Source organism: Paenibacillus sp. FSL H7-0716 (assembly GCF_038002705.1).
In the GTDB taxonomy this organism is placed as follows: Bacteria; Bacillota; Bacilli; order Paenibacillales; family Paenibacillaceae; genus Paenibacillus_AQ; species Paenibacillus_AQ odorifer.
The window spans coordinates 96,153-111,271 of sequence record NZ_JBBODA010000011.1 but is presented as its reverse complement, the minus strand read 5'-3'; the positions used below and the strand labels follow the sequence as shown (position 1 = coordinate 111,271).

Below are 15,119 nucleotides of genomic sequence, written 5' to 3'. Positions count from 1 at the left end.
TACAGGGAGGGAGCAAAATGGAGCAGCTTGTAGGCGGCAACGAACTGGAACGATACGCTCGCCAATTAAAGCTGCTTGGAGAAGGCGGGCAGAAAGCGCTAAAAGAAGCTACAGTGATGATTGCTGGAATTGGAGGGCTTGGAGGCACTGCCGCACTTTATTTAGCTGCTGCCGGAATCGGCAAGCTGATCTTGGCGCATGAAGGAAATATTGTGCCTCCAGATTTAAATCGACAGATTTTGATGGACAGTGATCATTTGGGTATGGAAAGGATGAGCACAGCAATCCAGCAGCTAAAACGTCTGAATCCAAATGTTGAAATGGAAGGATTTAATTCGAAGATTGAATACAATATGGCAAAACCTTGGGTAGAACAAGCCGATATAGTGATTGATGCACGGTATGATTTTCCGGAAAGATATATGTTGAACCGCCTATGTGTAGAAACCGGCACGCCAATGGTAGAGGCGGCGATGTATGGATTTGAGATTTCACTAACAACGGTTATACCTGGTGAAACCCCTTGCTTAGAGTGTCTTTATCCGGATGTGAATCCAGAATGGGAACCGTTTGGCTTTCCGGTATTGGGAGCAACCTCCGGAATTGCGGGTTGTCTGGCTGCGTTGGAAGCCGTAAAATGGGTTACAAGGGTAGGGACGACTTATGCGGGCGTAATGCATCGCTTCAATTCACTCGACTTCGCCTGTTACAGCGTCCATATTACCCGTAATCCGAATTGCAATTGCTGCGGAGAGGAAGGTAAACCGTGAAAAGTCTCAGGCTATGTGACACGACACTTAGGGATGGTGAACAGGCGGCTGGAGTTTCATTCACGAGGGAAGAAAAGCTGGAAATCGCAAGGTTGCTGTCGGAATGCGGAGTGGAGCAAGCAGAGGTAGGAATTCCTGCCATGGGCAAGCAAGAGCAAGAAGATATTGCGGCTATCGCTGATTTAGGTCTACCTATGAAGATGATGACTTGGAATCGGGCTTTGGAAAGTGATATCGACAAAGCTTGGGCGACGGGTGTGAACTGGAGTCATGTATCGATCCCTGTCTCGGAAATTCAATTACAAGGTAAGCTAGGTTTAACACCTGCCAAAGGTCTGACAAGATTGCTGCATGCGACGGAATATGGTCAACGGCTAGGAATGACTGTGTCGGTGGGGATGGAGGACTCTTCAAGGGCAAGTATGGAGTACTTGGTTGAACTGGTAAATACATTATATAAAGAAGGTATTCGTTGGTTCCGTTATGCAGATACGGTATCTGCTCATCATCCGGGTCAAATGGCAGAGCGGGTAAGCACATTACTTAGTGCTGTTCCTGTAGATGTAGAGCTTGAGGTACACTGCCACAATGATTTTGGTCTTGCGGCTGCAAACACACTTAGCGGTATTGCCGCGGGTGCGGTCTGGGCAAGCACTACGGTAGCAGGGATTGGTGAACGTACCGGGAATGCAGCAATGGAAGAAGTAGTGATGGCTTGGCGTTATCTTTATGGCGGGGAGAGCAGCGCACGTCCGGAGTGTTTGAAGGGGCTGGCGGATAGGGTGATCACAGCCTCGGGCCGAAGTGTCGGCGATGCCAAACCAATCGTCGGATCACTCGCCTTCACACATGAATCTGGGATACATGTTGACGGTTTGTTGAAAGAAACAGCCACCTACCAGACCTTTGATCCCACAGAGGTGGGGAGAGCACATCATTTTGTGTTAGGTAAACATTCCGGAAGTGGTGGAATCATGCATGTTCTGAACGCACATGGTTTAGAGGTTAGTGCTGGAACCGCGGGACGTTTGCTGGAACGGGTGAGAGATTATGCCGAAGTTAATAAAGTGAATGTGCCAGAGCTCCTCTTGGTTGAATGGCTGAGAGAGGATTGGCAACGACCGTAAGAGATATAATAAGAATGAATAAAGGCTGACAAGACGGGTACGAAACCTGTCTTGTCAGCCTTTTTATGTTGTTATGATTAAGTTTATTGTGTTAGCCCTTAACCGCGCCAGCGGTAATTCCCTTGGTCATCTGTTCTGTGAAGAGCAGGTAGATCAGGATGGTTGGGATAGCGATGATCGTCATAACCGCGAACTGTGCACCATAGTTGGATGAATACTCACCAGTGAATTTCATAATGGAGAAGGGAATCGTCTTAAGATCTTCCGAGGTGAGGAAGGTGTTCGCCATAATGAATTCATTCCACGTGCTGATGAAGTTGAGCACACAGATGGTTGCCAGCGCCGGTTTGGTGATGGGCAGGATGATACGGAAGATTAACCCGTAAATGCCACTGCCATCAATAACGGCGGACTCTTCAATAGCCCGCGGGATGGTCTCCAGGAACCCGGTCATAATCAGGACACTCATGGGGATGACAATGGCTGAGTAAGGCAAAATCAATGTGTACATATTGTTCAGCATCCCAAGCTTGTTAAACAGAATGAAGTTTGGCAGCAATGTGGCGTGAATGGGAATGATCATGCCTAACATGATTAGCGAGAGGACGATGCCGCTTAGCTTCCATTTCATCCGGGTAAACGCATATCCCATCATCAGGGACACCAGCGCAGAGAGCATAACAGTTATCACTGTAATGATAAGACTGTTGGCAAAATATCGTGGCACACGCCCGTAGGTAAAAGCGTTTCGATAGTTCTCCCACTGGGGTGGAGAGGGCCATTTCAGAAATGAGCTTCCAAAGAACTCACCGCTCTTGAGCAGGGAATAATCGATCAACCAAATAAGCGGAAATAACTGAATCAACGCGATGATACATAGGAACACCATCATTAGGATTTTGCCCGTTGTAGGCTTTCTGCGTTCTTGTTTGTGAAGGTTTAGCTTAGGGGGTGAAGCGGCAGGCGATAAGGAATTATTCATAGGATTTCCTCCGGTTACAGGGTTTCTTTAAAATTCTCCGATATCTTTCTTTAAAATCTTGTTGAGGATAACGGTTAGGATCAGGCAGAACACAATAAACAGAATCGAAATGGCATTACCATAGCCGTATAGCGATGATGAGAAGGCGGTTTTGTACAGATAGTTCCCTAGGAACTGTGTGCTATTTGCAGGGCCACCGTTGGTCATTAAGAATACGGTTTCCATTTGCTTAAGACAGGTGGTGACAGCGATGATGATGGCAACCCGCATCATCGGCGAAAGCAGCGGAATGATGATACGCGTGTAGAGGGTAAAGTTGTTGGCGCCATCGATTCTTGCGGCTTCGCTTAAATCTTCCGGAATGCCTTGCAGACCTGAATAATACAGCAGCAGTGCATACCCAAAGCCTTGCCACATAACAACAATGATGATGCACCAGATGGCCGTCTTTGGATCACCGAGCCAATCATGCGTTAGTGCGTCCAATCCAACTCCGCTCAGCAGCTTGTTGAGCAGTCCGTAGTTCGGATGGAAAATTCCGGTCCACAGCTTGGCTGTAACGACGACAGAAATTACAGCGGGGATAAAAAAGATCGTCCGGAATATTTTTTCGTATTTGCCGGAATTGGTTAGGAATATCCCCATGAGAATGGCAAAGGGATGTTGTAAAAATACAGTGGCGGCGGTCAGGAGCAGGGCATTGACTAGCGATCTCCAGAACACTTTGTCATGAAATAGAATTTCACGGTAGTTATCAAAGCCGATGAAATTGTATTTGCCGATTCCGCCCCAATCCGTAGAACCGTAATAAGCGCTCATGAAGATAGGGATGCAGATCATAAAAGCAAATAGGAACAGTCCAGGTGCGATGAGTAAGAATATCGCTTTTTTGTCGCTTAACACTCTGTGCATGGAAATCTCCGTCCTTTTAAAGAGTAATCTATCTATTACCATCGTAACGGGAAGCCAGGCACCGGAACATGCCGTAAATTTCAGATCGGTGTATACATTTTTTCGAAAACAAAACCCCGGCCTCTGGGGGAAGCCGGGGTTTGCGCACTGCCATCTATTAGGTTACTTCAGGAGCGCTAAGGTTCATGTTTTTTGTAGTTCTCTGGTTTATTTACCAGCGAATTTATCGGATGCAGCATCCAGTGCTTTGGCGAATTCTTCAGGGGTAATTGCATCAGAAAGCAGGCTTTGATGCGCCTCCATTACCTTTTGCTTGAACTCATCGTCACCCACATCCTGCAGTGGAGTACCGCTGGAAGAGGTCATGGAGCTGAATACTTCAATCAATTCTTTTTGCAGCTGGGTTTCGTTACCCGTTAGGAATTGATCGAATTGCTGCGCAGGTGTACCCGCGCCAGCTTGCCATAGCATTTTAGACCAATGCTCTGGAGCGAAGAAATATTTCAAGAAATCAACAGCGGCTTCAGCATGTTTGGAGTTTTTGCTGACTGCATATCCACCACCATACCAAGCGGCATCATCGGTTGCTTTACCTTTAGCTGAAGCTGGGAAAGCGAAAGCACCTACGTTATTGCGGAATTCTTCAGAGAAGTTCTCGTCTGTTGCCAGACCCGACTCCCAAGCGCCCATAAAGAACATGGCAGCTTGCCCTTGTCCGAACAAGTTGCGTGCAGCACCGTAATCGGCAGTCAGCCAGCCATCGGCAAAACCTTTAGCATCGGCGAATTGCTGCATTTCAGTTGCAGCTGCAACGAGACTAGGATCTGTAAAGGATATTTTACGTGCAACAGCTTCATCCATTGTATTGAAATCGCCAGTCTGACGTTGGGCTACAAATTCATACCAGATAGGCAGTGTCCAAGCGTCCATACCATTCATAGCGATCGGGTTAATTTTCTTGGCACGAAGTGTTTTGACGGCGGCAAGCAAATCATCTGTGGTTTTTGGAACCTCGATGCCGTTGTCAGCGAATATTTTTTTGTTATAGTACATGACCATGTAGTCGGCACCACGCGGCAAACCGTAAAGCTTACTGTCTTTACTGAAGCCGTCCATGGATCCGGACACAAACTGATTACCTTCGAAGTCAGCGCTGTTCAGTTCAAGCAGCAGATCGTTATCCAGCAGCGGACTCAGGAAGGAGGGCTGACCCCAGGCTTGAATGATATCAGGCAGCTGATTGCTGGAGGCATACACTTTGATTTTTGATTTGTAAGGCTCATCTTGAAGCGCTTCCACTTCAATCTTGACGTTAGGGTTCTCTTTCATGTAAGCATCGATAATGTCTTGCTCTACCTTACCTGAACCATTTGCCCGATCCGCGAGCGCGGTGAAGAACTTCAGTGTAATTTTTTCGGCGGGTGTGTTTTCCCCGGCACTAGCTGTTGCTTCGGCAGTAGCTTCGGCCTTGTCATTTGTAGGTGCATTGGTAGCTTTCGCATTGTTATTTCCACCACCGCAGCCTGCCAGCAGAGCTGGTAGCATTAGACTCATAAGTGCTAGCTTTATTCCTTTACCTTTCATCAAAAACCCACCTTTTTTATGAGATATATTTCCACGAGAACGGCTGTCATCAAACGAGGACGACAATGTCGTTTCTTCTTGCATCCCCATCTTAAGAGTTTATGACCGATAGAAACATGGTCCATATTTAAGAACTATGTAGGCATTTTTCAGTGATTGTAAAAAGCTGGTTCAGGGTTTAATGATTTCAGTTATACTTGGTTTACACATTTATTGATTATACATGAAGGTGGTTCTCATGAATCGAAACATCCGCTTATTAAGCCGTTATCGCCATCTTCCGCTCCAGTTTAAGCTGTTATTATGGTTTGTGCCGCTGCTTCTCGTGACTATATTCGCTATGGGGTGGAACTCCTATCAGATCTCTTCGCAGCAGGTGGTTGAGAAAATGAAACAGTCACAGGATCACCTGACCCGAAAAACAGCAGAGCAGATTGATGAGATGGTGAGGGGAATGATTTCTTTTTCCAATACACTCTTTCTGGATGAAAGTGTGCAGCGGCTTTTAGTGTCGTCAGAAGCACAAAAAGAACGTAATTCCGTATTTAAAACGGTCACCAACCTGATGGTCGCTGGCAACTCGATTCAATCCCTGATTCTATACGCTTTGGAAGACCAGAATAATGGGGCGGAGCCTTTTGCTGCGAATCAAGCCGGATTGACGACTGGCATGAAGTTCTCTAACTTTGTCCGAACCTCGTACTATAAGGAAGCCGTTGAAGCCGCAGGCAGTCCAACCTTTGGATTGTCCAGACCCACGGATGGCATATTTGTTGGTGATCATTATCATAAGATTGTACTTTCCAGAATTATCAAGAATGTATATACTTTAAAACCGGCAGGGCTAGCGGTGATCGGGGTCGATGCTGGTAAGATTGGAAGCCAATATCTAGACAACTCTGAAGATGATGTAGATATGTTTGTGGTTGATCGAGACGGGCTCATCATTACGGCTTCTAACCGGAGCTGGATCGGTAAAAGGGATCTTGATCTTCCGTATTTTGCGGACAGCGATCCTAAGTTGAGCCTAGAGGAGAGATTGGAGTCTACAGCGGATCACAAACAATGGATTGTCTCGCATCTGCAGTCAGAAACGACGGGTTGGTATGTAGTGGTGGTGCATTCCAAACGGCAGCTTGTCAAAGAGCTGGGACAGATTTCACAGGTCACGGTGACGATCGCTTTTCTGTGCTTAGCAGTTAGCTTAATGGTTACCTGGCTCGCCGCCGCCTCAATAACGAAACCGCTGAAAAAGCTTTCCCGCTCCATGCGCAGATTCCAGACAGGGGATTTCACGCAGCGCGTATTTTTTGAAGGAAATGATGAGATTGGTCTTTTGGGCCATGGTTATAATCTAATGGTGCAGCGGATCAAATCGCTCATCAATGATGTATATGCCTCCAAACTGAAGCAGCAGGAAGCAGAATTGAAAACGCTTCAGGCACAGATTAGGCCGCACTTTTTATATAACACGCTGAATACGATTTGTTGGGAAGCTGAGAAAAAGGGCGACAAAGAAATAGCCGATATGGTCTATTCGCTTTCTCAAGTATTCCGGCTGAGCTTAAATGATGGGCGGGATACGTTTACATTGGAACAGGAAGTAGAGCTTGTGACGAATTATTTGTTCCTGCAAAAAAATCGGTTTAGAGAACGTTTTGAGTTCGAAATTGCCTTGGATGAGAGTATCAAGGATTTCACAGTTCCGAAGCTGCTGCTCCAGCCACTGGCGGAAAATGCAGTGATTCATGGGATCGAGCCACTGGCTGGAAGTGGACTCATCTCGATTCGCGCCTTCCGTAAAGATAGAACTATTGTGCTCGAAGTTCAAGATAACGGGGTGGGAATCACGCTGGAAAGACTTCAGGAGCTACATCAGCGTTTAGCGAGAGGAAGCTTTATTTCGGAGGAAGAGGAGAATGCTGGACGTTCGGGGTTTGCACTCTCGAATGTACAGGAACGTTTAGCTTTGTTTTTTGCCGGAGCCTCATTGCAAGTAGAGAGTGTAGAAGGAGCAGGCACACGTATTATCATTCAAATCACTGTGGAGGGTCCCTAAATGATGAAGCTGAAGCTGCTGATTGCTGAAGACGAAGACACCATCCGTGAGGGTATCGTCAATATGATTGACTGGAATTCGCATCAGATTGAGGTAATGGGCGAGGCGGGGAACGGAAGTGAAGCGCTGGCTCTGATGGAGTCTGAACAGCCGGATTTATTGTTAACGGATATCCGCATGCCGCAGATGAATGGTCTGGAGCTAATCGAAGCGGGACGGCGTCGCGGTTACGACTTTCGCTCGATTATTTTATCTGGATACAATGAGTTCTCTTATGCGAAACAAGCGATTGCGCTGGGGGTTGTCGATTATGTGCTGAAGCCGTGCCGGCCGGAGGAAATTCTGAAGACGGTACTCAAGGCTAAGGAGCTAATTGAAAGGCAGCGTTGTCAGGAGAATGAGCAGCTAAAAAGAGATCGTTCCTGGCATAAAAATGCACCGCTTGTCAAAAGCCAAGTGCTGTCCCAATGGATTCATCATCCTCCGGTTCCGCTGGAGCGGCGGCAGGAGCTGATCGGTGAGTTAGCTATGGCTATTAGCCACGAAGGTCCGCAGATTGGGCTGGTCAGCTTTGATTTTGATCCTCCCTCTGCTGGTGGGTCTGGACAGGATTTTGTACTTTTACGTTACGCAGCCCTAAATATTATTAGTGAGACCTTGTCTCCTATCTATAAAGGAAAAATCGAGACCTTCCATGATGGCAATCTCCTGCTCTGGATCGGCAGTGGTTTAGCTGGAACGGATTCCCGCAAGTCTTACCGAACCCCCATCTATTTAAAAGAGCAGATCGGGATGCTGCAAAGCAATCTGGAGAAATACCTCAAGCTGTCAATCAGTATTGCTGTAGGCTCGTGTCGTGCGGATATTTCGGAAGCTCACCTGTCTTATAAAGAAGCGCTTCAGGCCATGGAATCCCGCTTTCTGAACGGGAAAGGCGGCGTTTATTTTTATACAGAAGGCTCGGGAGTTATTGGGGGTGGCGCACAGGAGATCGGGATTTTAGATGATCCTGAATTAAATGTGCTGGAGGATGAGATGCTTGTGGCAGTCGGTGCAGGAAGTAATGAGCTTGCCCTCGATCTGCTGGAGCAATGGCTGGAACGTTTTCGCGGAAACCCCGGATGCCTCAAGCAGGAGGTGAATATTCGGGCAACAGCTTTTGTCGTTCGCCTTAAGAGGCTTGCGCAGGAAAAACAAGTAGCTGGATTCGAATGGAAGCAGCATTTGGTCAATTGGATGGAGCAGGCACCACAGATCGAGACGCTGGAAGAATTGTCTACGATCCTGAATAAGATCATGCAGAATGTGGTGGAGGCTTTTTCTAAACATCGCCCTCTGCATCGAACAGTAGTTACAGCGCTTGAGATCATCCGTAACAAATATAATACCAATCTGTCTCTGGAGTATGTTGCGAAGGAAGCTTACGTATCTAATACTTATTTAAGTTCACTGTTCCGCCAGGAGCTGGGTGTGAATTTTCTCGATTACTTGCATCAATACCGGGTAGAAGAGGCAAAAAAGCTGCTCCGCCAAAACTTAAAAATGTACGCTGTTGCAAAGTTAGTAGGCTACGGGGAAGAACGCCACTTCAGTGCTACTTTTAAGAAATGGACCGGACTTACACCTTCTCAATATCAAAAGGGACTAGGGAAGTAGGAGCAAATTGTTATCTACTAGGCTTTGTGTGGTTAAACTCTACATATAGCTAAATAGGAGGTAACCGAGAAATGAACCCGAAATGGTGGAAAGAGAGTGTCGTGTACCAAATTTATCCGATTAGCTTCATGGATAGTAACGGAGATGGGATTGGAGACTTGCAAGGAATCATATCCAGACTGGATTATCTGCAGGATTTAGGTGTAGACGTGATTTGGGTCTGCCCTATTTATAAATCACCAAACCATGATAACGGTTATGATATCAGTGATTACTGTGACATTATGAAGGAATTTGGCACGATGGATGATTTTGACCATTTGCTGAGGGAGATGCACGCACGTGGGATGAAGCTGATGATGGACTTGGTTCTGAACCATACGTCACATGAGCACCCTTGGTTTGTTGAATCCAGATCGTCGAAGGATAATCCGAAACGGGATTACTATATTTGGCGAAAAGGAAAAAATGGAGGTCCCCCGAATAACTGGGAGTCTTATTTCAGTGGCTCGGTGTGGGAGCTTGATTCGCGGACCGATGAATATTACCTTCACCTCTATTCCAAATATCAGCCTGATCTGAACTGGGAGAATCCGGTAGTCATTGATAAGCTGCATGAGATGGTGGAATGGTGGCTGAAGAAGGGTGTGGACGGATTTCGCTTTGATGCCATTGCACATATTGTGAAGACAAAAGGTTATCCAGATGCGGATAATCCAGGTGGAACACCTACCGTAAGGGCTTATGGAATGTTCTCCAATCTGGCAGATGTGCATACCTTGCTACAGAATTTATATGATAAAGTGCTTTATTTCTACGATATTATGACGGTAGGAGAGACATCGGGACTTGGACCGGAGCAGGCGCTAGATTATGTAGGTGATGGTCGCCGGGAGCTGAATATGACTTTTCAGTTTGAGCATATGTTTCTGGATGCCGCTTCGGCCGGTAGTGGAAAATGGGATGTCGTCCCATGGAGTCTACTGGAGCTGAAAAAGATTATGAGTAATTGGCAGACAGTTCTGCATGACAAAGGCTGGAATGCGAATTATCTCTGCAACCATGACCAGCCGCGCGCAGTGTCCCGGTTTGGGAACGACCTTTTTTACCGGATTCCTTCGGCTAAAATGCTGGCGACCTTCATTCACATGCTGGAAGGCACACCTTATATTTATCAAGGTGAAGAAATTGGAATGACGAATGTCTGTTTCGAATCCATTGATGAGTACCGGGATGTAGAGACGCTTAATTATTATGAAGAAAAGCGAAAAAACGGCGTTCCAGAAGAGCAGATTATGTCTGCCATTCATCATAAAAGCCGGGATAATGCCCGCACCCCGATGCAGTGGGACGATGGTCACGCAGGTGGTTTTACGACGGGGACTCCTTGGATTGAAGTAAATTCCAACTATATGGAGATCAACGCTGGCAACGCGATTAAAGATCCCGATTCCATTTACAACTACTATAAACAGCTGATTGCCCTGAGAAAAAAACACAAAGTCATCGTTTATGGAGCCTACGAGCTGCTGCTCGCAGAGCATACAGAGATATATGCGTATACCCGGACATTAGAAGATCAGCGGCTGCTGGTTATTCTGAATTTTTATGATGGAGAGCCTGTATTCGAATGGCCAGCGGAGTTCCAACCAGACAATATAGAGCTGTTGATTTCTAATTATTCCGTGGAAAAGGATGAGCAGATTCAACCGCTTAAACTTCGTCCTTATGAAGCACGAGTATATTTGCAGCAGCTTGTGTAAAGGAAGCTACAGGAATGAGTTGTCATGAAGGGGCTGAGCGCTCACTGTGACAACTCTTCTTTGAGTTTGTGAGTAAAAGACTGTACAATGGCGATACATTAACATACATAGAGTGGAGTTACAGGAAGACGCCTGTGGGAGGAGAGACAACATGACTGAATGGTATGAAAAGAGCTTCGGAGAGGATTATCTGGTCGTATACAAACATCGAGACTTTGGTGGAGCTCGTAAAGAAGTTGAACGAATGATCTCGTGGCTGGGACTACCGCCAGGCTCCAAAGTGCTGGATTTATGTTGTGGGATGGGACGTCATTCACTGGCGCTTGCGGAAGCAGGGTACGAGGTAACTGGAGTGGATTTATCAGAGGTATTGCTGCGTGAGGCAAGATCTCAAACAGGAGCGGAGCAGGTAACTTGGCTGCGTTCTGACATGCGGGACCTACCGTTGACAGGAGGTTTCGATGCTGTGGTTAATCTATTCACTTCCTTTGGTTATTTTGAAGAGGATGAGGAGCAGGTAAAGGTTTTACGTGAAATCTATCGGATGTTGAAGCCGGGTGGCAAGTTTGTTATTGATTATCTGAATCCTGCGTATGTGATTCGTCATCTGGTGCCGCATTCTACCCGCGAGGATGGAAAAAATCTGATTGATGAGTCGCGGCGGATCGAGGATGGGTATGTGAAGAAGGACATCATTTTAACCTCCAAAAATGATTCTACACCTCGTCAATATCATGAACGTGTGAAGCTGTATTCCTTGGAGAAATTCAGCGGGATGATCGAGGAAGCGGGTTTACAGCTCGAAGCTGTGCATGGCAGCTATGAAGATGAGGTTTATAATGCAGAAAGCTCCACGCGGATGATTTTTAGTGGAATTCGATCGTAATGGTATCAGGAAAAAGATTCAAAGGCGGTGATCGCACCATGTCTAAGGCGGATATCACTTCATGGGACGAGAACATTCTTCAGGTCTCGGTGCCCATGGACTCGCCGCTTCGTCAAGTGAACAGCTATATTCTGCCCGATGAGGATGGCAGAATTACTATTATCGATCCCGGTCCGCGTAGCCCGGAGACAGAAAAATGCTGGCAGGCGATCCTGCAGGAGCTGGGATTGTCGTGGAAGGACGTGCGGGATATCGTCGTAACGCATCATCATCCCGATCATTATGGATTGGCGGGATGGTTGCAGTTGCAGACCGGATGTAAGGTATGGATGACTGAACGTGCTCATGCCGAAGCGATGTTGATGTGGGGCAGTGACACGGATATCAATGAAGTTTTGCCGTTATATTTCATCAGACACGGAATGTCGGAAGAATGGTCGAGTGGAATTAAAGCGCATTTGGAGAGCTTTGACGCTCAAGTAGAGCCACAGCCGGTTGTAACTTATCTGAATGAGGTAGAGCCTTTCAGGATGGGTGGCCGTGAATGGCAATTGATTGTAACTGGCGGACATGCACCGGGACATGTGAGCTTGTATCATGCGGGCAGCGGGCAAATGATCTGCGGTGATGCTGTGCTGCCGCAGATTTCGCCTAATGTCAGCTTGCTTCCAGGCAGCGATCCACAGCCGCTGCAGACGTTTCTTCAGGGGCTGCGGGAGCTGGGGAGCTACCCGGTCAGCATGGCGTTCCCGGGTCATCGGGAACCGTTCACGGGCTTCGCGCATCGGGTCAGCAGCCTGCTCGCTCATCATGAGGAGCGGCTGGATGCCGCGGCAGCCTTGCTCGCAAACGGCCCGCTGAGCGGCTTCGCCGTCTGCGAAATTCTGTTTCGCAGCCGGGTAACCACCGTTCACCAGATGCGCTTTGCGATGAGTGAGACACTGGCGCATCTGGCGGAGCTGATGCGCCGGGAGCGGGCAGTGATGATAGAGGCGGATGGTGCTATCTTGTTTGCAGCATCTGAAAGTGCTGGAGACCATGTTAGTTAGAGTTTCTAGCGGGCTCGAAGAGTAATGAGTGATGAATGATGAATGATGAATGATGAAATGAATGATGAGTGATGAATGATGAGTGATGAAATGAATTGAGATATGAATGTTATGATCGAGTAGAGGTACAGAGCAGTCCGGTGTTATTGGGACTGCTCTTTTTTGGACTTTGGTTTTAGTGACTAAGTAGAGAGTATAATTCGGTGTTATTTATATGAATATTGAGCTCCTTAGTCCGATCGCATACCCAACTAACCTTTGATTACATACTCATGCGTTAGGCTGATCATTTGGACTAACATTTGATTACTTTACTTATGCGTTACGCAGGTCATTCGGACTAACATTTGATTACTATACTCATGCGTCATGCTGATCATTTGGACTAACATTTGATTACTTTACTCGTGCGTCACACTGGTCATTCGGACTCAGATTTGATTACTTTGCTTATGCGTTACGCAGGTCATTCGGACTCAGAAGCCGCTATTCGTGGATTTTGGGACTTTTGCGGTGAGTATCGGACCGGAGAGGCGTTATTGCTAGGGCAGAGGGTAGTTATTGGTCATTTTTGAGTGAATAGCGACTCTGGAGTCCGAAATTGACTAAATCAAGGGTGTTTTATGGAAATAGGGTCACCTGAGTCCGATCGCATAAGCAAACTAACATTTGGTTACTTTACTCATGCGTCATGCTGATCATTCGAACTCAGATTTGATTACTATACTCAAGCGTCATGCTGATCATTAGGACTAACATTTGATTACTATGCTTATGCGTCATGCTGATCATTTGGACTAACATTTGATTACTATGCTTATGCGTTACGCAGGTCATTCGGACTCAGAAGCCGCTATTCGTGGATTTTGAGACTTTTGAGGTGAGTATCGGACCGTAGAGGCGTTATTGCTAGTGCAGAGGGTTGTTATTGGTCATTTTTGAGTCAATAGCGACTCTGGAGTCCGAAAGTGACTAAATCAAGGGGGATATGTGAGTATAGTGTCACCTGAGTCCGATCGCATTACCAAACTACCATTTGATTACTTTACTCATGCGTCACACTGGTCATTCGGACACAGATTTGATTACTTTACTCGTGCGTTACACAGGTCATTCGGACTCAGATGCCGCTATTCGTGGGTAGAAACACATCTTGCCGAGTAACTAAGTGTTGGTATTGACTAATTGGGGAATTTCTCCCTGTTTTTTGAGGTTTGTTAGAGTGTAGAGCGGATATTAGGGAATTTCTCCCTAATATTCTACGAATGTAGCTATAAATTAAGATTTTCGTAGAGTTATTAGGGAAGAATTCCCTAATAACTTAGGTTTTAAACGATTTTTGGTATTTTTTAGGGAGTTTTTCCCTAAAACGGTCCCAACCCAACCCAACCCAACCCAACCCAACCTCAAAAAAGCGATTGTCTCATAACCCGCAAGGGTTACGAAACAATCGCTTTTTAATTCTCAGAGTGTACCCAAAACACCGGTTACTCCGGTCGTTTTTCATGTTCTGCAAGTTTCCTTGCGGCTTCTTCTCGATCCTCAGGTGAATGCGGAAGTTCGAGGTCTATCTCACGCTCCGCTTGCTTACGGTGTGCGATTCGGCTACTAGCTGCAGCGGCTACCGCGCCGACGATATCGTCGAGGAAGGTGTGGATCTGTCCGGTGTTTTTGTCGTTCAACCGTTCAAGAACACCTGGCTTAAGCTTGTCCACATAACCATAGTTGGTGAAGCCAATGCTGCCGTATACATTTACGATGGAGAAAGCCAGAATCTCATCCACTCCGTACAATCCCTCATCATTTTCGATCATATCCTGAAGCGGCGGAAACAACTTCCCTTCCTCCGCGAGCATGTCCAATTGAATGCCCGTAAGTACTGCATTTTGCACTTCCCGTTTGCTGAGTACCATCTCAACGTTATGGACACACTCTTCCATTGTTAAATTTGGATAATATTTTTTTTGCAGAAACATAACGAGCTCTGCGATTTCCTGCAGGTTCACTCCACGCTTATTCAACCACACTTTGGTCGCATCTGCGACTGCCTTGCTGTTCAGACTGTAAGGTATTTTTGCGATTGGTTCATCAGCCATGATTAGTCACCTCGTAAGTTAAGTCTTTGCATTACAACGTTCGTTAGCATGATGTTAAGCGCTGGGTGTTATCTCAGATTGTACGTTTAGAAGAAGTATTTGTCCAGAAAGCGGAGTCTATGTGAATTAAAATCTAGATCCAACCCAACCTGAAAATAAAGCGCACAGGCTTTTCCAACAATTTAGGATAAGCAGTTGTTATTTTTTGGACAAAGGTCTCGTATACATAGCAGTA

Annotated in this window: 11 protein-coding genes; 7 read left to right on the top strand and 4 right to left on the bottom strand. The window is 46.5% G+C overall.

Annotation, left to right across the window (positions count from 1 at the left end; genetic code table 11):
* Positions 1-17 precede the first annotated feature (17 nt).
* Together MHH60_RS16255 and MHH60_RS16250 are read left to right on the top strand one after the other, a co-directional pair.
* A complete protein-coding gene (locus tag MHH60_RS16255) occupies positions 18-770 on the top strand; it encodes a HesA/MoeB/ThiF family protein (protein ID WP_076138149.1) in 753 nt (250 codons plus the stop codon).
* Positions 767-1,897, top strand: a complete 1,131-nt coding sequence (locus tag MHH60_RS16250) for a homocitrate synthase/isopropylmalate synthase family protein (protein WP_076138151.1) — start codon at positions 767-769, stop codon at positions 1,895-1,897. The genes MHH60_RS16255 and MHH60_RS16250 overlap by 4 nt, the downstream gene beginning before the upstream one ends.
* Positions 1,898-1,988: 91 nt before the next feature.
* Here the strand turns inward: MHH60_RS16250 and MHH60_RS16245 are convergent, their stop codons facing one another.
* The 3 genes from MHH60_RS16245 to MHH60_RS16235 form a co-directional block, all read right to left on the bottom strand.
* Positions 1,989-2,879: a carbohydrate ABC transporter permease gene (locus MHH60_RS16245; RefSeq protein ID WP_036679567.1), complete on the bottom strand. Its 891-nt coding sequence runs from the start codon at positions 2,877-2,879 to the stop codon at positions 1,989-1,991.
* 27 nt (positions 2,880-2,906) lie between these two features.
* Positions 2,907-3,791 carry a carbohydrate ABC transporter permease gene (locus MHH60_RS16240; RefSeq protein WP_036679565.1) on the bottom strand — a complete coding sequence of 295 codons (885 nt, stop codon included), beginning with the start codon at positions 3,789-3,791 and terminating at the stop codon, positions 2,907-2,909.
* 207 nt (positions 3,792-3,998) lie between these two features.
* A complete protein-coding gene (locus tag MHH60_RS16235; RefSeq protein ID WP_076138152.1) occupies positions 3,999-5,375 on the bottom strand; it encodes an ABC transporter substrate-binding protein in 1,377 nt (458 codons plus the stop codon).
* 238 nt (positions 5,376-5,613) lie between these two features.
* Between MHH60_RS16235 and MHH60_RS16230 the strand changes: the two genes are divergently transcribed.
* From MHH60_RS16230 to MHH60_RS16210, 5 genes are all read left to right on the top strand, one after another.
* Positions 5,614-7,434, top strand: coding sequence for a sensor histidine kinase (locus MHH60_RS16230; RefSeq protein ID WP_076138154.1), 1,821 nt, complete (start codon positions 5,614-5,616; stop codon positions 7,432-7,434).
* Positions 7,435-9,090: a response regulator gene (locus tag MHH60_RS16225; RefSeq protein WP_038573084.1), complete on the top strand. Its 1,656-nt coding sequence runs from the start codon at positions 7,435-7,437 to the stop codon at positions 9,088-9,090.
* Positions 9,091-9,161: 71 nt separating this feature from the next.
* Positions 9,162-10,853 carry a glycoside hydrolase family 13 protein gene (locus MHH60_RS16220; RefSeq protein ID WP_076138155.1) on the top strand — a complete coding sequence of 564 codons (1,692 nt, stop codon included), beginning with the start codon at positions 9,162-9,164 and terminating at the stop codon, positions 10,851-10,853.
* Positions 10,854-11,004: 151 nt separating this feature from the next.
* Entirely contained in the window at positions 11,005-11,739 is a 735-nt protein-coding gene (locus MHH60_RS16215; protein WP_076099469.1) for a class I SAM-dependent methyltransferase, read from the top strand.
* Entirely contained in the window at positions 11,739-12,788 is a 1,050-nt protein-coding gene (locus MHH60_RS16210) for an MBL fold metallo-hydrolase (protein ID WP_341161147.1), read from the top strand. Before MHH60_RS16215 ends, MHH60_RS16210 begins: the two co-directional genes overlap by 1 nt.
* A 1,487-nt stretch (positions 12,789-14,275) precedes the next feature.
* Here MHH60_RS16210 and MHH60_RS16205 read toward each other — a convergent pair.
* Complete coding sequence (locus MHH60_RS16205) at positions 14,276-14,884, bottom strand: phosphatidylglycerophosphatase A family protein (protein ID WP_076138157.1); 609 nt, start codon at positions 14,882-14,884, stop codon at positions 14,276-14,278.
* Positions 14,885-15,119: the final 235 nt, after the last annotated feature.